We start from the raw sequence: 24184 nt of genomic DNA on the forward strand, positions 1-24184 counted from the left end.
CAAAGAGGTGTATTCCTATGAGTCAACTGGATGAGCTTCGGGGGCAGATCGACGACATCGACGCCCAGCTCACCGCCCTCTTCCTCCGGCGCATGGAGGTGACGGAGCAGGTGGGCCGCTGGAAGCAGGCCAACGGCATCCCTGTGCTGGACACCGCCCGGGAGCACGAGGTGCTGGCCAAAAAAGCCGCCCTCACCGACGACCCTGCCCGTAAGGATGACGTCACCGCCCTCTATGAGGCCATCATGGGCATCTCCCGCCGGCAGCAGCGCAAACTCCTCACCGAGGCGGGCAACGAGGACTATGTCCGCATCCAGTCCGCCCTCCGGGCCGTCCGGGCCCCCCTCACCGACCCCAGGGTCCTCTACCAGGGGGAACCGGGGGCCTATTCCGACGAGGCCGCCGGCCGCTTCTTCGGGGAGACCGTCGCCCGGTCCCACGTGGCCACCTGGGAGGAGGTCTTTCTGGCCCTGAAGGAGGGCCGGGCCGACTACGGCGTACTGCCCATCGAAAACAGCTCCACCGGCTCCATCAGTCAGGTCTACGACCTGCTGGCCCAGTACGGCGCCTACATCGTGGGGGAGCAGACCGTGAAGGTGGACCACTGTCTGGCCGCCCCCGCCGGGGCCACCCTGGACACCATCACCGCCGTCTACTCCCACGAGCAGGGACTCCTCCAGTGCGCCGACTTCCTCAAGGGCCGGAACTGGACCCGGGTACCTCGGCTCAACACCGCCGAGAGCGCCCAGTTCGTGGCCAAAAGTGGGACGCCCGACCGGGCCGCCATCTGCTCCCCCCACGCCGCCCGGCTCTACGGCTTGGAGATCCTGGCCCAGCACATCAACGCCAACGACCACAACTACACCCGCTTCGTCATCGTCTCCCCGGTACCGGAGCACCGGCCGGGCAGCGACAAAGTGAGCGCCCTCTTCACCCTGCCCCACCGCACCGGCTCCCTCCACCAGCTCATGACTATCTTCGCCGTCAACGGCCTCAACCTCATGAAGCTGGAGTCCCGCCCCATTGTGGGCCGGAGCTGGGAGTACCTCTTCTTCGCCGACTTCATCGCCGACCTCGCCGCCCCCGGCATGGACGGGGTGCTCCTGGAGCTCACCCAGACCGCTGAGGGCTTCCGGGTGCTGGGGAACTACCCCGCCGCCAAGGAGGGCTGAGCCGTGGATGAGCGCAACATCGTCCTCATCGGCATGATGGCCTCGGGCAAGACCACGGTGGGCGGCCTCCTGGCCGCCGCCCTGGGCCGTCCCTTGGTGGACACCGACGCCCTCATTGAGGAAAAAGAAGGCCGGACCATCCCCGCCATTTTCGCAAGCGACGGGGAGGGCTACTTCCGGGACCGGGAGCGGGAGGCGGCGGAGGACCTCGCCCGGAAAACCGGTCTGGTCATCGCTTGCGGCGGCGGCCTCCCCCTGCGGCCCGACGCCATGGCCCCCCTGAAGCATACGGGGTTGGTCTTCTGGCTTTGCCGGGACCCTGGGGAAACCTACGACTCCGGCGTGCTGGGGGACCGGCCCCTGGCCCAGGACGGCCGGGCGGCCTTCCTGGACCGCTTCGCCCAGCGGGAGCCGGTCTACCGCGCATGGGCCGACCACATCATTACCGACCTGACCTCCCCGGAGGCCGGTCTCAACGCCATTTTGGAGGTGCTCAGAGCATGAAATTTCTGGTCATCAACGGGCCCAATCTCAATCTGCTGGGCCAGCGGGAGCCGGGCATCTACGGCTCGGAGAACTACGAGAGCCTGTGCGCCCATTTGAAAGAGTTTGCCGCCGCCCACGACGCCTCGGTGGACTGCTTCCAGTCCAACCACGAGGGGGCCATTGTGGACGCCATCCAGGGCGCCAACGGGGTATACGACGCCATCGTCATGAATCCCGGGGCCTACACCCACTACTCCGTGGCCATTCTGGACGCTCTCAAGGCCGTCTCCGTGCCCTGCATCGAGGTCCACATCTCCAACATCCACCAGCGGGAGGAGTTCCGCCACAAGAGCGTCACAGCCCCCGCCTGCGTGGGCCAGATCTGCGGCCTGGGCCTCTACGGCTACGAGGCCGCCCTTGGTTACTTTCTCTCGAGAGCGAAAGTAACCAAAGAGAGCTTTTAGCCACCCTTCGTGGATTACTCTTAGGACAACTGGAAAGTCGTGCATCCCCATAGACATGTGCAGACTGTGGAAGAATGGACGGAATCAGCATCCTTTCAGCCGTGGAAACTGCTTTTATGCCGCTATATTTTCCACACCACCCGCCCAAACTGTGTAAAACCAAAGGATATCCGCCATGCAGGTCGAGCTGAACAACACCACCAAAAAGCTGTGCGTCATCGGGGACCCGGTACTCCACTCCAAGTCCCCCCTGATCCAGAACACCATGATCCAGACCCTGGGGCTGGATTACATCTACCTCTGCCAGCCCGTCAAGGCCGGGGAGGCCGCCCGGTGGCTGGAGTGTGCCAAATTCGCTGGCTACGCCGGCTTCAACGCCACCATGCCCCACAAGGAGGACCTCCTCTCCCTCATGGACGAGCTGGACGAGGACGCCAAGCTCTATGGCTCGGTGAATACGGTCTGTATCAAAGAGGACAAAATATACGGATTCAACACGGATGGGCGGGGCTTTTTCCAGGCCCTGCTGGACGCCGGGTTCAATCCGCGGGGCCGCCGGGTGGTGCTGCTGGGGGCGGGCGGCGCCGCCAAGGCGGTGGCCCTGAAGCTGGCCCAGCAGGGGGCGGCCTCGGTGACCATCTGCAACCGGACCGTAGAGAAGGCCCAGGCCCTCTGTGACAAGGCGCCAAAAATCCTCTCCCCCGCTGGCTTTGACATCGACACCCTCCTGGCCCAGGCCGCCAACGCCGACCTGCTGGTCAACTGCACCTCCCTGGGCATGACGGGGGCCAAGGGTCAGTTCGAGGACCTCTCCTTCCTGGAGGCCCTGCCCGCCGGCGTACCGGTGTGCGACCTCATCTACGCCCCCCTGGAGACCGCCCTTTTGGCCCGGACCCGGGAGCTGGGACACCCCACCCTCAACGGCCTGAGCATGCTCCTCTACCAGGCCATCTTTGCCCTGGAGCACTTCACCGGCGCCGCCATCGACGCCCCCGCCATGGCCCGGCGCCTGGCCCCCCTGCTGGGAGCCTAGGCCCGTTCTGTTCCCCTTTCTCCGCGCATATACATCCCACAGTGGAAACCACGATGGGGAGTGTTGTATGTGTGAAAGGGAACATCGAGGAGCGGGCCTGCCGGCTGGCCCTTTACATCATCGAGAACAAGGCGACGGTACGGGCTGCCGCCCAGCGTTTCGGCATCAGCAAATCCACCGTCCACAAGGACATCCAGGACCGTTTGAGCGCCTTCAACCGCCCCCTCTACCTCCAGGTAAAGGCGGTGCTGGACGAGAACAAGGCCCAGCGGCACATCCGGGGCGGCATCGCCACCCGGCGGAAATACAAGGGCGAGGATGCCGTCTCCTGACGATGGCTGAAAACAGAAAAAACGGCGCAGACCACATGGTCTGCGCCGTTTTTTGTACTCTGAAATCAGTCTCTGGCTCCGCCAAACTCGCTCATGATGAGGTTCTTGTTCTTCTCCTGGACCCAGTTGATGGACCACTGGGAGGCGAACAGGAGGAGCTGATGGCCCTTGTAGTCCTCCACCAGCTTCACGTCGGTACCCAGGATGAGGTCGTCCTCCTTGAAAGGCTCCCCGGTGTCGTTCTCGATCCACCGCAGATACTCGTAGGGCAGGCCCTCCATGTAGAGGTCCACGTTGTACTCGTTTTTGAGGCGGTACTCCAGCACGTCGAACTGGAGGGTGCCCACCACGCCCACGATGACCTCCTCCATGCCGGTGTAGGGGGTCTTGAAGATCTGGATGGCGCCCTCCTGGGCGATCTGTTCCATGCCCTTCAAGAACTGCTTGCGCTTCATGGTGTCCAGGGGCCGCACCCGGCGGAAGTGCTCCGGGGCGAAGGTGGGGATGGGGTCGAACTTGAACTTCTTCCCCGGGGCGCACAGGGTGTCGCCGATGGAGAAGATGCCCGGATCAAAGACGCCGATGATGTCGCCGGCGTAGGCCTCCTCGATGATCTCCCGCTCGGCGGCCATAAGCTGCTGAGGCCGGGAGAGTTTAATTTTTTTGCCGCCTTGGACGTGGTAGACCTCCTTGTCGGCGTCAAACCGGCCGGAGACCACCCGCAGGAAGGCGATACGGTCCCGGTGGGCCTTGTTCATGTTGGCCTGGATCTTAAAGACGAAGCCGGAGAAGTCGTCGTCCATGGAGTCGATGATCTCGTCCCCGGCCTTCCGGGGCAGGGGGGGCGTGGTCATACGGAGGAAGTGCTCCAGGAAGGGCTCCACGCCGAAGTTGGTGAGGGCGGAGCCGAAGAACACCGGGGAGAGCTTGCCGTGGCGGACCCGGTCCAGGTCGAACTCGGCGGCGGCGCCGTCCAAGAGCTCGATCTCATCGCTGAGCTGCCGGTGAAGCGCGGCGCCGATGAGGTCGTCCAGGTTGGGGTCGCCCAGCTCCACCTCGGTGGCGGTGGCCGCCTTGGACCCGCCGTTGCTGGTGAAGTGGATGATCTTCTTGCTGCCCCGGTCGTAGACGCCCTTAAAGTCCTTGCCGCAGCCGATGGGCCAGTTTACCGGGTAGGTCTCGATGCCCAGCTCCTTCTCCAGCTCCTCCAGGAGCTCAAAGGAGTCCCGGGCCTCCCGGTCCATCTTGTTGATGAAGGTGAAGATGGGGATGTCCCGCATGGCGCAGACCTTGAAGAGCTTCCGGGTCTGGGCCTCCACGCCCTTGGCCGCGTCGATGACCATGACGGCGGAGTCCGCCGCCATCAGGGTGCGGTAGGTGTCCTCGGAGAAGTCCTGGTGGCCCGGGGTATCCAGGATGTTGATGCAGTAGCCCTCGTACTGGAACTGCATGACCGAGGACGTGACAGAGATGCCGCGCTGCTTCTCGATCTCCATCCAGTCGGAGGTGGCGGCGCGGCTGTTCTTCTTGCCCTTGACCACGCCGGCCTGGGCAATGGCTCCGCCGTAGAGAAGGAATTTTTCGGTCAGGGTGGTTTTGCCGGCGTCGGGGTGTGAAATGATGGCAAAGGTGCGGCGCCGGGCGATCTCGCTTTCGTATTTAGACAAAGGTATTCCCTCCAAAAGATCCATGATGGGGAGTCCGGCCCGTCCCTCCGGGTCCGGCATTTTTGTCTTTTTTACATGGGATAGACCCTCCCAGCGTCATAATTGGTACCGATGATGGCAAAAAATTATATCACAAGCGGAAAAAAATTGCAAGCGGAGCCCTGGGACGTACAACAAAAGACCCTCGCGCGCATAGAAATGAGAGGAGGCCTTTCGGCCTTCCCCTCGAATTTTCGCGCCGCAGGCGCGGGGAGGTTTTCTATGGAACTCACCCAACACATTCTCACCCAGAGCGGCTGCTACAAGTCGGGCCGGACCATCGTGCCCAAGGGTATCATGGTCCACTCCACCGGCGTGGCCCAGCCCGACCCGGCCGTCTTTCTCAAGCTCTGGGACCAGCCGGGGGCGGACGCCTGCGTCCACGCCCTGGTCCACCAGGGGGGCGTGATCCAGACCCTGCCCTGGAACCACAGGGCCTGGCACGCCGGCAGCCCCAGGAACGGCGGACTGTCCGCCAACAACACTCACATCGCCTTTGAGATCCTGGAGCCCAAAGGCCACACCTACCAGGGCGGCACCATGGTTGGCTACGATGTGAAGGCCAACGCCGCCTACTTTAACGCCGTCTACAGGAACGCGGTGGAGCTGACCGCCTGGCTGTGCCGGCAGTTCTCCCTGGACCCCATGACCCAGGTGGTGGACCACCAGGAGGGCTGCAAGCTGGACATCGCCAGCAACCACGCCGACGTGATGCACTGGTTCCCCAAGCACGGCAAGAGTATGGACACCTTCCGGGCCGACGTGGCGGCCCTGCTGAAGGGAGAGGAGGAGGATACCATGGATCAGGACACCTTTGACACCATGCTGACCGAGGCCCTGGCCCGCCGGGCCGCCGCTCAGGAGTCCAAGCCCGTCAGCGACTGGGCCAAGGAGGCCTGGGAGGCGGCGGTGGCCGCCGGGGTCTTTGACGGCACCAAGCCCCAGGCCCCCCTGACACGGGAGCAGGCCGCCGCCGTCCTGGATCGGCTGGGCAAACTGAACTAACCCCCATTGCAAGGAGGCCGTCCGGCAGACGCCGGGCGGCCTCCTTTTTTCAGCTGTCGTAGATGCGGGACACCGCGAAGCCGCCGGTGACCTGGGCCGGTCCCGAACCCTGGTAGAGAAGCCGGGCATAGGCCGTGGATGGCGAGAATTCAAAATAGGTCCCCGAACCGCTCTGGACAGTACCGGCCTGGGCAGGGGCCACAAACTCATATTCGGTGAGGGCCGCCGCCCCCTGGAAGGGCAGCACCCCCACGGTGCCGTCCTCCTCGGGACGGCACTGGACCACATAGGAGAGGCTGTACAGACCGGGCTCCGTCAGCAGCACTGTGGTGCCGTCCCCGCTCAGGGAGATGCCCTCCCCCACCAGGTAATACGGGTAGAGCCGCAGGGTCTGGCCCGACTCGTAGGTCCCTGGCTGGACCAGGAACTGCACCGCGGCGGGCAGCCCGCCGGCAGGCCCTGCGGGTCCGGTGGCGCCGTTCACCCCATCCGCGCCGTCCTCGCCCGCCGGGCCGGTGGGACCTGTGGCACCCGTTGCCCCGGTAGGACCGGTGGGTCCGGTCACTCCCGTGGCACCGGTGGGACCAGTTGGGCCGGTCGGCCCCACAGCCCCGGTTGCTCCGGTAGGGCCCGTCGGGCCATCACCGGGACCCGCAGGGCCGGCGGCACCTGTGGCTCCCGTGGCCCCGGTGGGGCCAGTGGCTCCGGTAGGGCCAGTGGGGCCCGTCGGCCCGGTGACGCCTGTCGCGCCGGTGGGGCCGGTAGCGCCTTCTCCCGGTCCAGTGGGACCGGTAGCGCCGGTGGGGCCGGTAGGCCCGGTGGCGCCTGTCGCCCCTGTCGGACCCGTTGGGCCGGTGGGGCCCACGGCCCAGCACCAGGGGCAGCAATAAGTATCATCACGCATGCAAAAGACCTCCCGGGCCATTCTATGCCCGGAAGGTCTTTTGGGTTTTCTTCTGTTATTTACTCAGGATGAAGAGGTTGCCGTCGCTGACAAAATTGGAGACGCTGTACAGGACCAGCACCTGGTCGATACCGTTCTCCGCCACATACTGGCTCACCGGGGTCTTGTTGTACCGCGGATCGAAGAGGTGGACCTCGGAGAAGTCCGCCGTCAGGAAGGGAGCCAGGCTGTCCGAGTAGGAGTCCCGGATGACCAGCAGCTTGGGGCCGGCCGTATTCTGGCCCTTCACCACCGCCAGGGGCTTGTTGCCCCCCAGGAAGAAGGAGTACTTGTCCTTGACCTCCAGCTTGCTCCAGTCGTAGAGGACCCCGGCCTCGGGCTGGGTGCCGTTCCAGGCGGTGACAGTGATGCCCTCCTCGGGCACATAGATGTCGATGGAATCGGGGGCCATCCACCGGACGCCGGAGCTGGAGTAGGTAGTGCCATTGAAGTCGGTGGAGACGGTGGTCTTTTCATAGTCGCTCAGGGGAGTGACCTCCAGCCCCATGACCTCCATGAGGGCGGCATAGCCGTAGTAGGCCCCCAGGCTGGTCCAGTGGTGGTCCAGCCGGTAGTAGATGTCCTCGTCCTTATGGGCCTCCATGGCGGAGGCAATGTCCACCCAGTGGGCCTGGGTGGTGGTCTGGGCCTGGGTCAGGATGTCCCCCTCGCTGGCATTGGGGGCTCCCTCCGGCAGCCGGTCCGCCCACACGGACACCTTGCCGGGGATGAGGGAGAAGTACACCGGCACATCCACATTTTCCACCAGTTTGTTCACATAATCCAGATTATTGGTCACCTTGGTGGAGTCGGGCCGGTCGAACCGGGGGATGAGGGTGTCCTTGTCGCAGAGATAGACCCCGTTGTTCTCCCCCTTGCCCGCCAGGCGCTCGGCCATAGCCTTAGCGGCGATCCACTCGTCCCGGAAGACGAACTGGTCGGTGAGGTAGCTCTCGAAGTCCGACATGAACTTGCCGGTGAAGAAGTCCCCGCTCTCGTCCAGAGGGAGCTTTAAGGCAAAGTCACTGGCATCCAGCTCAGGTTTTTGGGACAGGTAGCGGTTCTCGTCCTGGGAGAAGTCCCGGTCGGGGGAGATTAGATTGGCGGCGAAAAAGACGGCCAGGAAGCCGCAGAACAGAATGGTGAGGAAAAAGGCGTAGCGTTTTGACATGTCCGGGCCTCCTTTAGAAGCGGAAATAGAGGAAGGGGTTGTAGGTGGCGTCCACCAGGTAGGCGGTGCAGAGGAGGAGCCCCGCCAGCAGGACCACCGGCAGGAGGACCTGCTCCGCCCGCTTGGGGAGACGCCGCCACAGGGAGGCCATCAGGGGGGTGGAGGCCACGCAGGCGGCCAGGAGGGAGGGGCCGTAGGAGCCCAGGTAGTAGCCAAAAGCGCCGTCGGCCAGACCGGCGCCGGACAGACCGAACATGGCGGAGAGATAGCCGCCCAGCTGGCCAAAGTCCTCCACGGCGAAGATGGCCCAGCTCACCAGCACCAGGAAGAGGGTGTAGATATGCTGGAGCACCCTGGGCCAGCGGTCGATCCACTTTTTGAGCCACAGCTTCTCCACCATGAGGAGGACGCCGAAGTAGAGGCCCCAGAGGAGGAAGTTCCAGCTGGCGCCGTGCCAGATACCGGTGATGCCCCACACCACCAGTAGGTTGAAGCACAGCCGTCCCCGGGAGACCCGGTTGCCCCCCATGGGGATATAGACGTACTCCCGGAACCAGGAGCCCAGGGAGATGTGCCACCGCCGCCAGAACTCGGTGATGGAGCGGGAGATATAGGGGTAGTCGAAGTTCTTCAGAAACTCAAAGCCCAGCATCCGGCCCAGGCCGATGGCCATGTCGGAGTAGCCGGAGAAGTCGAAGTAGAGCTGGAGGGAGAAGGCCACCACCCCCAGCCAGGCCCCCAGGACGGTGAGCTCAGAGGTGGGAAGGACCTTGTAGGCGTCCCAGAACTGCCCTAAATTGTTGGCCAGGAGGACCTTTTTGGCCAGACCGATGACGAAGATCTCCACGCCGCTGGCAAAGCGCTCGGCGGTGTGGTCCCGGTGGTCCAGCTGCTCCCCCAGGTCCTTATATTTGATGATGGGCCCGGCGATGAGCTGGGGGAAGAGGGTGACAAAGGTGCCGAAGCTGATGATGTTCCGCTGGACCCTGGCGTCCCCCCGGTAGACGTCGATGGTGTAGCTCATGGTCTGGAAGGTGTAAAAGGAGATGCCGATGGGGAGGCTCACCCCCAGGACGGGCATGAAGTGAAGCCCCAGGGCGGCCAGGCTGCCGGCCAGGAAGTCCCAGTACTTGAAGAAGAACAGCAGGGCCAGGTTGAAGATCACCGACGAGGCCACCGCCATCCGGGCTCCACGGTCGTTCCCCTTCTTCTTGCACTTGTCCACCAGCATGCCGTGGGTGTAGTCAATGGCGATGGAGGCGAACATGATGACGATATAGACCGGCTCGCCCCAGCCGTAGAAGATCAGGTTAAAGATCAGCAGCACGCCGTTGCGCCACTTCAGGGGCGAGAGATAGTAGATCAGAAGCACGATGGGCAGATAGGTGAAGAGAAAGAGCAGGCTGGAGAAAACCAAGCGCAAACACCTCAGTTCGATTCAATAGTCTCGGGGATAGTATGCCGCAGAAATGGAGAAAAGCGGCGCAGCTTTTTCCTTTGACGCAGGTGGGAGGGGAAAAGTTCCATATCATGTCAGAAAAAGTCCCCGCGCCGGGCGCGGGGACTCTCTGCTTTTTCAGCCGGCCACGTGGGCGCGGATGCGGCCGATGATCATGTCCAGGGCCACCAGGTTGTGGCCGCCCTCCAGCACCACGATGTCGGCATACCGCTTGGAGGGCTCCACGAACTGCTCGTGCATGGGCTTGACGGTGGTGAGGTACTGCTTGACCACCGAGTCCAGGCTCCGGCCCCGCTTCTTCACGTCCCGCATGATCCGCCGCAGGATGCGCACGTCGGCGTCGGTGTCCACGAAGATCTTGATGTCCATCAGATCCCGGAGGGCCTGGTTCTCAAAGATGAGGATGCCCTCCACGATGATGACCTTGGTGGGACGCACCTCCACCGTCTCCCCGGAGCGGTCGTGGATGGTGTAGTCGTAGACGGGACAGTGCACCGTCTCCCCCCGGCGGAGGGCCTGGATGTCCCGGATCATCAGATCGGTGTCGAAGGCGTCGGGGTGGTCGTAGTTGAGCTTGGTCCGCTCCTCATAGGGCATCTCGCTGTGGGATTTGTAGTAGTTGTCGTGGTAGAGGACGCTCACGTCCTCCCCGAACTCCGCCTTGAGCTTCTCCGTGAGCGTGGTCTTGCCGGAGCCGGTGCCACCGGCGATGCCGATGATCATGGTATCCATGTGGCTGCTCCACCGTCCTTCCTTTTCTTTCCTCCTTCGGAGGATCGTTCTCTCAGTGACCATTATAATGCCTCCGGGACAAAGCCGCAAGCCTTGAAAATCAAGGCCCGGGGCTTTCTTCCGGCTCCGCCCGCCCCGCCTCTTGCGTTCCTGCTGTCGGAAGGCTATAATCTAGGTGCTCAGCCGCAGCCGCGGCTGTCTTTGACAGGAAGGGTGTATTCCATGGAGCTCAACCCCGCCGCCCGCGCCGCTTTCGATGCCATGAGCGAGGGCATCACCATCATCGATACCGACGGGATCATCGTCTTCGGCAACCGGGCCTACCGGGATTTCCTCAACAAGGAGGCCGGCGGCGACATCGGCCCCATCGAGGGCTACCGCCTCCGGGACCTGCGGCCCGGCGCCCGTCTCCCCGAGGTGCTGGAGACCGGCAAGCCCCACCTCCACATCACCCGCCAGGAGATCCAGGACTTTTACTTCGTCAACATGTACCCCATTTACGAAAACGGCGCCCTCATCGGCGGCATCTCGGTGGTCACCTTCCTGGAGGACGCCTACCGCACCCGCCAGGAGCTGGACGCCATGGAGGCCAAGAGCCAGCGGGTCCTCCGCCGTCTGAACAGGGCCAACGGCGCCCGCTATACCTTTGACGACATCGTGGCGGTCTCCCCTCCGGTGGCAGCGGTGAAGGCCCTGGCCGAAAAGATTGCGGCCACCGACGCCACCGTGCTGCTGGAGTCGGAGAGCGGCACCGGCAAGGAGCTCTACGCCCAGGCCATCCACAACGCCAGCCCCCGCCGGGACGGGGTCTTTGTGGCCATCAACTGCTCCAACTTCAACGCCGACCTGCTGGAGTCCGAGCTCTTCGGCTACGCCGAGGGCGCCTTCACCGGCGCCAAAAAGGGCGGCAAGCTGGGCCTCTTTGAGGCCGCCGCCGGCGGCACCCTTTTCCTGGACGAGATCTCCGAGATGGACATCGGCCTCCAGGCCAAGCTCCTCCGGGTCCTCCAGGAGCACCGGGTCCGCCCCGTGGGCGGGCTCAAGGAGATCGACGTGGACGTGCGGGTCATCGCCGCCTGCAACGCCGACCTGCCCCAGTATGTGCGGGACGGCAAGTTCCGAAAGGACCTCTATTACCGCCTGAGCACCTTCCCCCTCCACATCCCGCCCCTCCGGGAGCGGCCCGCCGACATCTCCCCCCTGGCCAACTCCATCCTCAACGAGCTCTCCCACAAGCTCCGCCGGCCCTTTACCCTCACCGTGGACGCCGCCGAGCGCCTCCGCTCCCACGACTGGCCCGGCAACGTCCGGGAGCTGCGGAACGTGCTGGAGTTCTCCGCCTACCTCACCCCCTCCGGCATCATCACCGCCGACGCCCTCCCCGGCGACCTGGGCCGCCCCAAGGGAGACCCCCAGCCCGACGCCACCCTGGCCCAGCGGGTCCGTGCCTTTGAACAGCGGGAGATCCGCAAGGCCATGGAGAAATACGGCTCCTCCCTGGAGGGCAAGAAAAAGGCCGCCGCCGAGCTGGGCATCTCTCTGTCCAGCCTCTACAATAAGCTGGGCTCCTCCCCCTCCTGACCGGAGTTCCAGGATTTTAGAATCTGCTTCTAAAATCCTGGAACTCCCGCTTGAACCCTGGGTTTGGTGTTTTGGTCCTACCAATTTTTCCGGATGCGTTTCCAGAATTTTAGAATTTTTTCTCTTCTCTCCGCCTCTTTCTGAAAAAGTCCGGAGCCCTTTTATTTCAAGGGTTTCCGGACTTTTTTCGCACTTGTAACCGGTTTTGGCACAGCGTTTGCTTTTTAAACAAGTGCAATCGAAAAGAGAGGATTGCATCTCTGAAACGGGCTGCGGCCCGAAAAGAAAGAGGAGGTAAATCCATGTTAGCAGCACTCGGTTTCATCACGGTCATTGTCATGCTCGTCCTGATTATGACCAAGAAGGCCTCGCCGCTGGTGGCGCTGATCGCGGTCCCCGTGGTCACCGGCATCATCTCCTGCGCCTTCATCGCAGTCGTTCCTGAAGGGGCGCCCGAAGGCACCGCCGGTGTGGTGGACTTCGTGGCCAACTTCAAGAGCCTGGGCGGCATGATCACCGGTTCCAAGGGCATCGGCTCCGTTGCCGCCACCGGCGTCATGTTCATCTTCTCCATCCTGTTCTTCGGCATCCTCACCGACGCCGGCACCTTCCGCCCCATCATCAAGGGCATCCTGAACATGGTGGGCACCGATCCCGTGAAGATCGGCATCGGCACCGCCATCCTGGCCGCCATCGTCCACCTGGACGGCTCCGGCGCTGTCACCTTCCTGATCTGCGTGCCCGCCCTGCTGCCCCTGTATGACGCGCTGGGCATGCGCCGTACCACCCTGGCCACCATCGTGGCTCTCTCCGCCGGTACCATGAACATCCTGCCCTGGGGCGGCCCCACCATCCGTGCCCACACCGCCCTCGCCACCATGGAGGGCACTGAGGCCACTGTCACTGAGTTCTTCATGCCTGTCCTGCCCGCCGTCCTGGTCGGTCTGGTGTGCGTGCTGGTCATCGCCGCCTTCCTGGGCAGCCGTGAGAAGAAGCGCATCGGCAATGTGGCCCTGGAGTCCGTGGGCCACACCGAGGCCGAGCTCACCGACGAGCAGAAGGCCCTCCTGCGTCCCCACCTCTTTGTCGTGAACATCATCCTCATCATCGCCGCCATCGTCTCCCTGCTCTTCTCCGGCTTTGCTCCCGCCGTGGTCTTCATGGTCTTCTACGTGCTGGCCACCGTCATCAACTACCCCAGCGTCAAGGAGTCCAAGGCCCGGGTGGACGCCCACGCCAAGGAGTGCCTGATGATGTGCTCCGTCCTCTTCGCCGCCGGCTGCTTCACCGGCATCATGCAGGGCACCGGCATGATCTCCGAGATGTCCAACGCCCTGGTCTCCGTCATCCCCAACTCCCTGGGCCAGTTCTTCCCCCTGGTCATCGGTATCATCGGCATGCCCGCCTCCCTGCTCTTTGACCCCGACTCCTTCTACTACGGCGTGCTGCCCGTGCTGGCCGAGACCGCTCAGGGCTTCGGCATTGTGGGCGCCGATGTGGGCCGCGCCGCCATCCTGGGCCAGATGACCATCGGCTTCCCCGTCTCCCCCCTGACCGCCTCCACCTTCCTGCTGGTGGGCCTGTCCGGCGTGGACCTGGGCGAGCACCAGAAGAAGACCATTCCTCTGGCCTGGCTGGTCTCCCTGATCACGGTCGTGGTGGCCATCATCATCGGCGGTATCGCCATCTGATCCTGTCATAACATCCATTCTGAATCATTGGAAAGGAAGCTAATGCCATGAAAACCATCCGTATCGGCAGCGGCGCCGGCTACGCCGGCGATCGCCTGGAGCCCTCCCTGGAGCTCATTGAAAAGGGCAACCTGGACTACATCAGCTACGAGTGCCTGGCCGAGCGCACCATCGCCATCGGCCAGCAGGCCAAGCTGAAGGACCCCACCAAGGGCTACAACGGCCTGCTGGAGCACCGCATGGAGAAGGCCCTGCCCCTGTGCTGGAAGCACAAGGTCAAGCTCATCACCAATATGGGCTCCGCCAACCCCCAGGCCGCCGCGCAGAAGTGCGTGGAGATCGCCCGCAAGCACGGCCTCACCGGCATGAAGATCGCCTGCGTCACCGGCGACGACCTGCTGCCCGTCATCGACAAGTACATGGACACCGAGGTGTGGGAGACCCACGAGCCCCTGTCCAAGCTGCCCGGCGAAATCGTCTCCGCCAACGCCTACATGGGCGTGGAGGGCATCCTGAAGGCCCTGGATCAGGGCGCCGACGTGGTCATCACCGGCCGTGTGGCCGACCCCGCCATCTTCATGGCCCCCGCCATCCACGAGTTCGGCTGGTCCCTGGAGGACTGGGACAAGCTGGGCAAGGGCACCATGATGGGCCACCTGCTGGAGTGCGGCGGCCAGGTCACCGGCGGCTACTTTGCCGAGCCCGGCAAGAAGGACGTGCCCGGCGTGGGCCACCTGGGCTTCCCCATCGTGGAGATCTCCGAGGACGGCTCCTTCTTCGTCACCAAGGTCCCCGAGGCCGGCGGCAAGGTCACCGTGGAGACCTGCTCCGAGCAGATCGTCTACGAGATCCACGACCCCGAGAACTACCTGACCCCCGACGTGGTGGCCAACTTCAAGCAGGTCAAATTCACTGAGGTGGAGAAGGACAAGGTCCAGGTGGAGGGCGCCACCGGCAAGCCCAAGACCGAGACCTTCAAGTGCTCCATCGGCTACCGCGACTGCTACATCGGCGACGGCGAGATCAGCTACGGCGGCCCCGGCTGCGTGGCCCGCGGCAAGCTGGCCATCGACATCATCAAGGAGCGCCTGGCTCTGGTGGCCCCCAACACCTTCGACGAGCTCAAGTTCGACCTCATCGGCTGCAACAGCCTCTACTGGAACCCCGACTACAAGTACAACGAGGAGCCCAGCGAGGTCCGCGTCCGCGTGGCCGGCCGCGCCAAGACCAAGGCCGACGCCGACATCATCGGCAACGAGGTCGAGGCCCTCTACACCAATGGCCCTGCCGGCGGCTGCGGCGCCGTGAAGCGCACCCGCGACATCGTCTCCGTGGCCTCCATCCTGGTCAGCCGCTACGACGTAAAGCCCGCGGTCGAGATCTTTGAAGTCTGATTTCGTTAGAAAGGAAGCATAGAGCTATGAAACTCTGGGATATCGCGCACTCCCGTACCGGCGACAAGGGCAACATCTCCAACATCTCCCTCATCGCCTATGACCCCAAGGACTTTGAGCTCCTCAAGGAGAAGGTCACCGCCGAGAAGGTGAAGGAGCACTTCAAGGGCATGGTCAAGGGTGAAGTGGTCCGCTATGAGCTGCCCAACATCCACGCCCTCAACTTCGTGATGTATGCCGCTCTGGGCGGCGGCGTCACCCGCTCCCTGTCCGTGGACATGCACGGCAAGGGCCTGAGCTCCTATCTGCTGGACATGGAGATCTGATCTCCGTTCCAAATATACGTTTCCCACTCTCCCCAACACATTACACCGTTCTTTCGGTGGGGCGGCGCGCGGCCCTGCGGCTGCGCGCCGTTTTTATCCCCACTTTGAGGAAACATCGTGCTAGGAGGTCCATGAAATGATGAAAAATCAGCTCCTGTCCGCCCTGCTGGCAGGCGCCCTCTCCATGTCCCTGGCCGTTCCGGCCCTGGGCGCCGAGGCGGAGCCCGCCGCCGCCCCCAGCTACCCCGTCCTCACCCAGGACGGCACCCAGTACGTCCCCCTCCGCTCCATCGCCGAGGACCTGGGCCTCTCCGTGGCCTGGGACCAGACCACCCTCACCGCCACCCTGTCCAACGGCATCTGGTCCATCCAGCTCCAGCCCATGGCCGGCACCGCCGACGTGAGCTACGTGGAGGGCGCCGTGGAGGCCCCCATCCTGCTCCAGGATGACCGCATCTACATCGACCCCGATTTTCTGGCCCAGTACGCCGACACGGTGGTGACCGTGGACGGCGAGAGTGCCACCGCTGCCGCCGACGCTATGGCCGGCACCCGGAACGCCATCCGCGCCAACGACTACGGCGTGAAGCAGTCCTATGAGTATGAGCGCTATGAGGTCATGGTGCCCATGGACGACGGCGTGAAGCTGCGCACCATCGTCTATAAGCCTGTGGGCGAGGGTCCCTGGCCCACCGCCTTCACCCGCGGACCCTACCCCGAGCAGGAGGCCACCAAAGACGCCCTGGGCGAGGAGTACGCCAGCCGGGGCTTCGCCTACGTCTACCAGTACTGCCGCGGCAAGGGCGGCTCTGAAGGTGTGTACGTGGCCAACGTGGACGAGCGGGCCGACGGCATCGCCAGCCTGAACTGGCTCAACGACCAGGACTGGGTGGAGAGCATCGGCATGCACGGCCACTCCTACCTGGCTCTCACCACCTGGATCGTGAGCGACGCCCTGCCTGAGAAGGTCAAGGCCCTCCACGCCCAGTGCTACGGCGTGCTCCGGAACCTCTCCGTGAGCCACTCCGGCCTGGTGGCGGCCGACAACATCATCGCCTGGACCATGCAGAACTGCACCGACGTCTATGACTATGACGCCTATCTGGAGTCCGCCCAGTACCTGCCCGGCATCAAGGCCGATGACGACCTGTGGGGCGGCAACGTGGAAGGCTACGACGACTGGATCAACCACCCCGACTTCACCGACCCCTACTGGGATGAGGGCTGCTGGGGCGATCTGAAGAACGCCATCCCCGAGATCGACGTGCCCGTGGCCATTTTCGGCGGCTACTACGACCACCACTACGAGGGCACCATCGAGGCCTGGAACATGCTCAGCGAGGAGACCCGCGCCCAGAGCCACATGGTCCTGGGTCCCTGGAACCACAGCTTCGGCTTCGCCACGGCCTGGAAGGGCGGCGAGAACTACACCTACGATGTGAACACCGACACCTTTAACTGGTTCTACAGCATCATGGTCAATGATACCGTTCCCGCCACCGGCGTGGACGCCTACGTGGTGGGCGACGACGAGTGGGTCCACCTGGACTCCTTCCCCATGGAGAGCGACGGTGCGCTCACCTACTACCTGACCACCGAGCCCACCGAGTCCGACGGCACCGCCTACCTCCTCTCCAGCGAACCCGCCGCCGAGGCCGACACCATCAGCTACGTCTATGATCCCACCGATCCCAAGCTCACCGAGGGCGGCGAGTGCCTGCTCACCACCGGCGAGCTCCGGGGCAGCAACGAGCTTTCCCCCGCCGGCTACCGGGACGACGTGATCAGCTTCGTCTGCGACCCCGTGGCCCAGGACACCACCCTGGCCGGCAACCTGGTGGCCGACCTCTTCGTCAGCACCGACGTGGAGGACACCGCCTTCACCTACACCATCAGTGAGGTGGACGCCAACGGCGTGGCCCACAACATCCGCAACGGCCTGCTGACCCTGGCCTACCGCAACGACCGCTACGCCCCCGCCGTGTACGACTATGTTCCCGGCGAGGTGGTGGAGATGAAGATCGAGTCCCTGCCCATCGTGTGGACCGTCTCCGCCGGCAACCGCATCCGCATCGATATCTCCTCCTCTGACTTCCCCGAGTTCACCAGCCACACCAACACCGTGGGCAACTGGGCCGAGCAGACCGAGACCAAGATCGCCAACCAGACCATCCACCTGGGCGGCGACTATCCCAGCTCCGTGACCCTGCCCACCCTCTCTGTGGCGGGCTGAGCATTCTGTTTCCCACCTTTCTAGAGGCCGAAGGCCGCAGGCATTGCCCGCGGCCTTCGGCCTTTTCTCGCTCCCTCTTGACAATAGATAGATCACCGATATAATAATAGATAGATAATCTATCTATTAGGAGGTCTTGCCATGGCACGGGAAAAGCGGGAAAAGAATGTCCCCGGGGGAACCGGGATGCTCCTCCTCTCCCTCCTCTCCCGGCAGGAGATGTACGGCTATCAGATGATCGCCGCCCTGCGGGAGCGGTCCAACCACGTCTTTGACCTGAAGGCGGGGACCCTCTACCCCCTCCTCCACACCCTGGAGGCCCAGGGCTACGTCACCTCCCGGGACGGAGAGGTTGGCGGCCGGGTACGGCGGTACTACGCCATCACCCCGGCGGGCCGGGGAGCCCTGGCGGAACAGGCGGATCAGTGGCGGACCTACGCCGACGGGGTCCGAGGCGTGCTGGAAGGGGGCGTGTTCTGTGGCGCGTGAAGTTCTGGCGGATTACCTCACTGCCGTGGGCGCCCAGATCCGGTGGCGGCGGGCCCGAGAACCCCTGCTGCGAGAGCTCTCCGACCACATCGCCGACCAGGCCGCCGACTACCGGGCCGATGGTCTGGAGGAGGCGGACGCTCTGAACAAGGCGGTGGCCGAGATGGGGGACCCGGAGGAGGTGGGCCGGGACCTGGACCGGCTCCACCGGCCCAAAAACCGCTGGGGTCTGGCCCTGGCCGTCCTCCTTCTGACCCTGGCAGGCCTTTTCCTCCAATACAGGACCTATGAGGCCAGCGAACAGGGGATGATGGATCTCTACGCCCGTCAGGCCGTATGGGTGCCCATCGCCCTTGCTCTCTTGTGCGGGGTGTGGTTCTCCGACTGCACCCTGCTCCTCCGCCGCCGGTGGGCGGCCGGGCTGACCGTGGCCGCCGTCGCATGGGCCGTTCTGAACACCAACGGCACCTATCGCCCCATAGCCCTCTATGTGACCCTCCTCCTGCCCGTCCTCTATGCCGCCCTGCTGTGCAGGCGGCGGGATGGAGGGCCCGTCACAGCCCTCCTCTGGGGGCTGGCCGCCTGGGTCCTCCCGCTCCCCGCCATGCTGATCCCCTCTGCCTCCGCCTATCTGCTCTCCGGCTCCGCCATGACCCTGATCCTCCTGGCGGCAGCGGGGCTGGGCTGGTTTAAGGGGGGGCGGTGGAAAAATCTCCTTCTGAGCCTCCTTCCCACCCTCCTCGGATTGGGCGTGCCGCTCCTCTCCGGCCTGCGAAAGGGCTATCTCTCCCGGCGGCTGGCCGGCTTTCTCCACCCGGAGCTGGACCCCAACGGCGTCGGGTACCTCTACCTCCATCTGCGCCAGGGCCCGGACCCAGACTTTTTCGGCAACGTCCTGGGCAGCACCGACCTGATGCTGGCCTTTCTGGCCCAACAGGCGGGACGGTGGGTCTTTCCCCTCACCGCCGCCCTCCTGGCCCTGGCCGCCCTTCTGCTGCTGCGGCGGGTGTGGAAGCTGCGGAGCCGGACAGGAAAGCTCCTGGCCCTCTCTGCCCTCCTCCCCCTTCTCCTGCAAGCCGTACTTTACCTGTTCTTCAACCTGGGCTATTCTCCCCTGGGGCCCCTTTCCCTTCCCTTTCTCTCCTTTGGCGTGGGCTATCTGCTGCTCAACTGTCTCCTGGTGGGCTTCCTCCTCTCCGTCTTCCGCATGGACGCCCTCCTGCGGGACGGCCTCGCCAACCAGCCGCCCCGCCCCCTCCCCTTTCCAAACCAGCTGGACCTCCACCTGCCCTTCGGGAAGGGGAATCTGCTGATTCAATACCGTAAAATACCATAAACACAGTAGACCCCTCCCCGCCATGATGATATAATGAGGTATTCTAATATCCTGGAGGGTGAGTCGGAAGCGATGTTTTTGTGGGATCTGTTGGGCTGCGTGGTGGCCAGCGGCGCGGGAAAGGGCGGCGCCGTCGTCGTAGGTGTTGCGGCGGTGATGGCCCAGCTGATCCTCTCCCTTTACGGAGAGGTCCGTTTTCTCTTCGCCACCATGGGAAACCGCTCCCTGACAGTAAAGGTGATGGTCTCCGCCATCCCCTTCCTGGTCATCGGCGTCTACGCCATGGTATCCGCCATCGCCTTCGGTCCCTTCCTCTTCTCCCCCATCGAACCCTACCTGGCCGATCTCATGCGCTCCCTCACCCTGACGGTGAACGGGGTGCTGACCATCCTGGTCCTGGCGGCCCTTCTCCCCATCCTGGCCCTCCCTTACTGCCTTCTGACCCGCACAACGCCCCTGCGGGCCCTGGCCACCTTCGGAGTGGAGGGAGTGGCGGCCGTCACCCTCCTGTTCCTCTACGGTGCGCTTTTCTTCAGCCCCTTCTCCTTCAGTATCCTCACCGTGGGCCCCGGCACCGTCAAGTGGGTGGTCTACGGCATCTTCATCGTGGCCTTCAAGGACTTTCTCCTGGTCGCCTCCCTCATCCTGGGGCTCCTGCTCCGTATCCCGGAACGCAAGGAGCCGGAGGATGCCCCCTATGTGGACCGGCCAGCCTATTATCGCCGCCAGGTCCAGCGGTATCTGGTCCAGGACAACCTGACCATCGGAATCGCCCTGCTCTTTTTCGGCCCCGGTACCTCGGCTTTTCTCTGGTATCTGGTCCGGGATGAGTTCGAAGGCCCGCTCTCCCTGAACGACATGGGGGGCGCCATCCTTCTGGCTGGCTTTTTGCTCCTGCTCCTGCTGGGCTTTGGCGGGCTGGGGCTTCTGCTGGTGTACCGCCGACTGCGGCCTCAAACCGCTCCGGCCTACCGCAAACTGCTCACCATGGGCGACATCGCCGAGATGGAGGCCCTCTTCTATCAGGAGATGGTGGCCGGCAAGCCCAGCCAGCGCCATGTGGGCTTCAACCAGGTGGAGCTGCGCTCCCCCCACTTCTGCCTGCTGCGCTCCGGCATCCAGACCAAGCTTTCCTGGATGGGACCATCCCACACGACATAAAAGGAGAGAGAAACCATGAACATCCGCGCCCGCACCCTGGCCGCGCTGTCGGCGGCCGCTCTGCTCACGGCCCTGACCGCCTGCGGACAGCTGGAGGAGACTCTGGCCTCCGCCAACCCCACCCCCGTCCCCGCCTCCACCGCTCCGGCGGAGCCCTCCGACACCCCCACCCCCATCGTCGAAAGCGAGGACCCAGCGGCACCGGAGGAGGAAACCCAGGTGGTGGGCACCGAGGCGCTGGGCTATGTGACCATCCCGGCCAGCTGGGTCAGCTTCCAGGATGTGGACGGGGCCACCGCCCTCCAGTACTCCAATGGCGCCGGCACCATCATCAGCCTGGATACCTTCCGTGACGAGGGCCTCACCGAGGAGCAGAAGGCTCAGATCACCGCCGAGACGGCGGCGTACAGCGTGTGGTACAACCTGGAGCAAAACGGCGTCACCGACATCGTGGGGGCCCAGGTGGACCTGAACGGCATCGACTCCTACCAGGTCTACGGGGCCTATGTCAGTGAGGATTACGGCTCTGCCAGCATCATTGTCTGCTGGATCTTCGCCGACGCGGACGGCGGCATGCATTACGTATCGGCCGAGGGGCCGACGGACTCCATTACCGACGCGGTGGGCTATGTGGAGGACAGCTACACCCTCACCCCGCCGGAGGACCTGGAGGTCTCCTAAATCCTGTCAGAAAAACTTTATCTTTTCTTCACTCCTTCTCAAGAGACCCTTACCTCCTTCGTGATAGCATGAAAGCATCACGAAGGAGGTCGTCTTTTCTATGGAACCCATACTGACTGTATCCCACCTGCAAAAGGTTTACGGCGCCAAGGGCAGCCGTACCCAGGCCCTCAGCGACCTGAGCTTTACGGTGGAGGAGGGGGAGTTCACCGGCATCATGGGGGCCTCCGGCTCCGGCAAAACCACCCTCTTGAACTGCATCTCCACCATCGACCGGCCCACCGGCGGCACCATCACCGTGGACGGCACCGACCTCACCGCCCTGAAGGGCAAGGCCCTCTCCGGGTTCCGCCGGGAACGGCTGGGCTTCATTTTCCAGGACTGCAACCTGCTGGACACCCTCACCGGCTTTGAGAACATGGCCCTGGCCCTCACCATCCTGGGCACCGCCCCCAAGGCCATCGAGGGCCGGGTGCGGGAGGCCGCCAAGCTGCTGGGCCTGGAGGGGGTGCTGGACAAGTACCCCTACCAGATGTCCGGCGGTGAGCAGCAGCGGGTGGCTGCCGCCCGGGCCATCCTCACCCGGCCCGCCCTGGTGCTGGCCGACGAGCCCACCGGCGCCCTGGACTCCAAGTCGGCAGGGCAGCTGCTGCGGCAGCTCTCCGCCCTCAATCAGGAGGAGGGGACCACCATCCTCATGGTCACCCACGACGCCTTCACCGCCTCCTGGTGCCGGCGCATCCTCTTTATCAAGGACGGCGTTCTCTATCGGGAGCTCCGCCGGGGGGACCTGGACCGGAAGGCCTTTTTTGCCCAGATCCTGGGCGTGGTGAGCCTGCTGGGAGGTGACAGCGCCGATGTTCTGTAAGCTGGCGCTCCGCAACGTCACCCGGAGCCTGAAGGACTACGCCGTCTACTTCCTCACCCTCACCTTCGGCGTGTGCATCTTCTACATCTTCAACTCCCTGGAGAGCCAGTGGTGCATGCAGATGCTCGCCCGCTCGTCCCACTACATCGTGGACACCATTCTCATCTTCATGGACGTGTTCTCCGTCTTCGTGTCGGTGGTGCTGGCCTGCCTCATCCTCTACGCCAACACTTTTCTCATGAAGCGGCGGAAACGGGAGCTGGCCACCTACTTCCTGCTGGGCCTGCCCACGGGGAAGGTCTCATTGCTGCTGGTGCTGGAGACCCTGCTCATCGGCCTTTTCTCCCTGGCCGCCGGTCTGTTGCTGGGCGTCCTCCTCTCCCACAGCCTGGCCCTCCTCACCATGGCCATGTTCGCCTCCTACCCCACCGATGAGTCCTTCGGCTTCATCCTGTCGGGGAAGGCCATCGTCAAGACCATCCTCTACTTCGGCGTCATCTTCCTGGTGGTCATGGGCTTCACCGGCCTCTCCGTCTCCCGGGCCAAACTCATCGACCTCATCCAGGGTGGCCGGAAAAACGAGGAGATGCGGGAGCGTCCCCTGTGGCGGAGCGTGCTCACCTTCCTCCTGGGGGTGGTGCTGCTGCTCATCGCCTACGCCATGCTGCTCATCCGGGGCATCAACCGCATCGACTCCCTCTTCTTCCTCATGCTGGCCCTGGGCACCCTGGGGACCCTCCTCTTCTTCCGCTCCCTCTCCGGCTTCCTGCTGCGGCTGGTGAAGGGCCACAAAAAGCTCTACTACAAGGACCTCAACATGTTCGTTCTGCGGCAGTTCAACAGCCGCATCCACACCACCTATGTGTCCATGACGGTGATCTGCCTGCTCCTGCTGCTGGCCATCGGCGTCACCGCCTGCTGCGTGGGCCTCAACAACACCATCGGCGCCATGACGGACGCCTCCGCCCCCTACGACTTTACCATCCAGAATTACAGCGGGGACGTCTCTCCCACCGACATCCCCAGCCTTCTCGCGGAAAACGGCTTTGACCCTGATGCCCAGCTGAAGGACGCCTGGTTCTGCAATTTCTACTACAACGACCCCGACCTCTCCGTCCCCGGTCAGGGCTCCTCGGACACCGTCCTCTCCCTCACCGACTACAACGCCCTCATGGCCCTCCAGGGGAAGTCCGGCCTCACGGAGGCCGAGCTGCCCCAGCTGCGGACGGAGACCCTGGTCACCGGCTTCTCCGGCATCGGCGCCTATCTGGTGGTGGACGACGCCATGGCCTCCACCCTCTCCGTCCGGCGGCAGATCTTTGTGGGCAACTACGCCGGGGACCCCCAGGCCGCCGAGGCCGCCCTCACCGCCGCTCTGGACTCCCCCGACTTTTATAATACCGGCTCCTATAACACCAACACCAAGCTCCAGATCTACCTGGAGAACATGGGCACCAAGATCCTGGTCCTCTTCATGGGCCTATACCTGGGCCTGGTGTTCCTGGTCACTGCCGCGGCGGTACTGGCCCTTCAGCAGCTCTCCCAGGCCGCCGACAACCAGCCCCGGTACGCCATTCTGGCCCGGCTGGGGGCCCCGGAGAACATGCGCAGCCGGGCCCTCTTCACCCAGGTCTTTCTCTCCTTCTTCCTGCCCCTGGCCCTGGCCGTGGTCCACTCCATCGTGGGCATGACAGCGGCCAACGCCGTCATCTCTGCGGTGGGCAGGGTGGACTCCGTCCAGAGCTCCCTGGTCACCGCCGCCCTCCTCCTGGTCATCTACGGGGCCTACTTCCTGGCCACCTACTTCGGCGCCCGGACCGTAGTCCGGGGGAACGGATAAGCAAAAATGCCTGCCGCGTTTTCTTCGCGGCAGGCATTTTCATATTCCCTCAAAAAAGTCCTCGTATTGTACTTTATAAAT

General features: G+C 63.9%; 22 protein-coding genes. 17 read left to right on the forward strand and 5 right to left on the reverse strand.

Annotation, left to right across the window (positions count from 1 at the left end):
* Positions 1 to 17: 17 nt before the first annotated feature.
* The 5 genes from Q0K15_RS02895 (at position 18) to Q0K15_RS02915 (ending at position 3487) form a co-directional block, all read left to right on the forward strand.
* On the forward strand, positions 18 to 1172 hold the full coding sequence (locus Q0K15_RS02895) for a bifunctional chorismate mutase/prephenate dehydratase (protein WP_294511888.1): 1155 nt from the start codon (positions 18 to 20) through the stop codon (positions 1170 to 1172).
* Between the two features lie 3 nt (positions 1173 to 1175).
* Entirely contained in the window at positions 1176 to 1676 is a 501-nt protein-coding gene (locus Q0K15_RS02900) for a shikimate kinase (protein ID WP_294511891.1), read from the forward strand.
* Complete coding sequence (gene aroQ, locus Q0K15_RS02905) at positions 1673 to 2122, forward strand: type II 3-dehydroquinate dehydratase (RefSeq protein WP_294511894.1); 450 nt, start codon at positions 1673 to 1675, stop codon at positions 2120 to 2122. The genes Q0K15_RS02900 and aroQ overlap by 4 nt, the downstream gene beginning before the upstream one ends.
* A 175-nt stretch (positions 2123 to 2297) precedes the next feature.
* The gene (gene aroE, locus Q0K15_RS02910) at positions 2298 to 3155 is read left to right on the forward strand and encodes a shikimate dehydrogenase (protein WP_294511898.1); all 858 of its coding nucleotides are present in this window, start codon (positions 2298 to 2300) and stop codon (positions 3153 to 3155) included.
* Between the two features lie 71 nt (positions 3156 to 3226).
* Positions 3227 to 3487: a sporulation transcriptional regulator SpoIIID gene (locus Q0K15_RS02915; protein WP_130848219.1), complete on the forward strand. Its 261-nt coding sequence runs from the start codon at positions 3227 to 3229 to the stop codon at positions 3485 to 3487.
* Positions 3488 to 3552: 65 nt separating this feature from the next.
* Here the strand turns inward: Q0K15_RS02915 and Q0K15_RS02920 are convergent, their stop codons facing one another.
* Complete coding sequence (locus Q0K15_RS02920) at positions 3553 to 5154, reverse strand: peptide chain release factor 3 (protein WP_294511904.1); 1602 nt, start codon at positions 5152 to 5154, stop codon at positions 3553 to 3555.
* A 261-nt stretch (positions 5155 to 5415) separates the two neighbouring features.
* Between Q0K15_RS02920 and Q0K15_RS02925 the strand changes: the two genes are divergently transcribed.
* On the forward strand, positions 5416 to 6198 hold the full coding sequence (locus Q0K15_RS02925) for an N-acetylmuramoyl-L-alanine amidase (RefSeq protein WP_294511907.1): 783 nt from the start codon (positions 5416 to 5418) through the stop codon (positions 6196 to 6198).
* 49 nt (positions 6199 to 6247) lie between these two features.
* Here Q0K15_RS02925 and Q0K15_RS11080 read toward each other — a convergent pair whose 3' ends face one another.
* From Q0K15_RS11080 to udk, 4 genes are all read right to left on the reverse strand, one after another.
* On the reverse strand, positions 6248 to 6682 hold the full coding sequence (locus Q0K15_RS11080; protein WP_365933049.1) for a hypothetical protein: 435 nt from the start codon (positions 6680 to 6682) through the stop codon (positions 6248 to 6250).
* A gap of 475 nt (positions 6683 to 7157) precedes the next feature.
* Positions 7158 to 8312 carry a DHHW family protein gene (locus tag Q0K15_RS02935; RefSeq protein WP_294511911.1) on the reverse strand — a complete coding sequence of 385 codons (1155 nt, stop codon included), beginning with the start codon at positions 8310 to 8312 and terminating at the stop codon, positions 7158 to 7160.
* A 13-nt stretch (positions 8313 to 8325) separates the two neighbouring features.
* On the reverse strand, positions 8326 to 9729 hold the full coding sequence (locus tag Q0K15_RS02940; RefSeq protein WP_294511914.1) for an MBOAT family protein: 1404 nt from the start codon (positions 9727 to 9729) through the stop codon (positions 8326 to 8328).
* A gap of 159 nt (positions 9730 to 9888) precedes the next feature.
* Positions 9889 to 10503 (reverse strand): uridine kinase, encoded by a 615-nt coding sequence (gene udk, locus Q0K15_RS02945; protein ID WP_294511917.1) that lies wholly within the window; start codon positions 10501 to 10503, stop codon positions 9889 to 9891.
* Between the two features lie 222 nt (positions 10504 to 10725).
* Here udk and Q0K15_RS02950 point away from each other — a divergent pair, with 222 nt between their 5' ends.
* The 11 genes from Q0K15_RS02950 (at position 10726) to Q0K15_RS03000 (ending at position 24103) form a co-directional block, all read left to right on the forward strand.
* A complete protein-coding gene (locus tag Q0K15_RS02950; protein WP_294511920.1) occupies positions 10726 to 12084 on the forward strand; it encodes a sigma 54-interacting transcriptional regulator in 1359 nt (452 codons plus the stop codon).
* Between the two features lie 302 nt (positions 12085 to 12386).
* A complete protein-coding gene (locus Q0K15_RS02955; RefSeq protein ID WP_294511923.1) occupies positions 12387 to 13775 on the forward strand; it encodes a citrate:proton symporter in 1389 nt (462 codons plus the stop codon).
* Positions 13776 to 13822: 47 nt separating this feature from the next.
* Entirely contained in the window at positions 13823 to 15169 is a 1347-nt protein-coding gene (locus Q0K15_RS02960) for an acyclic terpene utilization AtuA family protein (protein WP_294511926.1), read from the forward strand.
* Between the two features lie 26 nt (positions 15170 to 15195).
* Positions 15196 to 15495: a hypothetical protein gene (locus tag Q0K15_RS02965; RefSeq protein WP_227604375.1), complete on the forward strand. Its 300-nt coding sequence runs from the start codon at positions 15196 to 15198 to the stop codon at positions 15493 to 15495.
* A gap of 136 nt (positions 15496 to 15631) precedes the next feature.
* On the forward strand, positions 15632 to 17728 hold the full coding sequence (locus Q0K15_RS02970; RefSeq protein WP_294511935.1) for a CocE/NonD family hydrolase: 2097 nt from the start codon (positions 15632 to 15634) through the stop codon (positions 17726 to 17728).
* Between the two features lie 141 nt (positions 17729 to 17869).
* Complete coding sequence (locus tag Q0K15_RS02975) at positions 17870 to 18217, forward strand: PadR family transcriptional regulator (protein WP_294511939.1); 348 nt, start codon at positions 17870 to 17872, stop codon at positions 18215 to 18217.
* On the forward strand, positions 18207 to 19553 hold the full coding sequence (locus Q0K15_RS02980) for a permease prefix domain 1-containing protein (RefSeq protein ID WP_294511942.1): 1347 nt from the start codon (positions 18207 to 18209) through the stop codon (positions 19551 to 19553). Before Q0K15_RS02975 ends, Q0K15_RS02980 begins: the two co-directional genes overlap by 11 nt.
* A 33-nt stretch (positions 19554 to 19586) precedes the next feature.
* Complete coding sequence (locus Q0K15_RS02985; RefSeq protein WP_294511945.1) at positions 19587 to 20714, forward strand: hypothetical protein; 1128 nt, start codon at positions 19587 to 19589, stop codon at positions 20712 to 20714.
* Between the two features lie 15 nt (positions 20715 to 20729).
* Positions 20730 to 21395 carry a hypothetical protein gene (locus Q0K15_RS02990; protein WP_294511948.1) on the forward strand — a complete coding sequence of 222 codons (666 nt, stop codon included), beginning with the start codon at positions 20730 to 20732 and terminating at the stop codon, positions 21393 to 21395.
* Between the two features lie 100 nt (positions 21396 to 21495).
* Positions 21496 to 22263, forward strand: coding sequence for an ABC transporter ATP-binding protein (locus Q0K15_RS02995; RefSeq protein WP_294511951.1), 768 nt, complete (start codon positions 21496 to 21498; stop codon positions 22261 to 22263).
* A complete protein-coding gene (locus Q0K15_RS03000) occupies positions 22253 to 24103 on the forward strand; it encodes an FtsX-like permease family protein (protein WP_294511954.1) in 1851 nt (616 codons plus the stop codon). Before Q0K15_RS02995 ends, Q0K15_RS03000 begins: the two co-directional genes overlap by 11 nt.
* The last annotated feature ends 81 nt before the right edge of the window (positions 24104 to 24184 follow it).

This window comes from uncultured Intestinimonas sp. (assembly GCF_944387245.1).
Taxonomy (GTDB): domain Bacteria; phylum Bacillota; class Clostridia; order Oscillospirales; family Oscillospiraceae; genus Intestinimonas.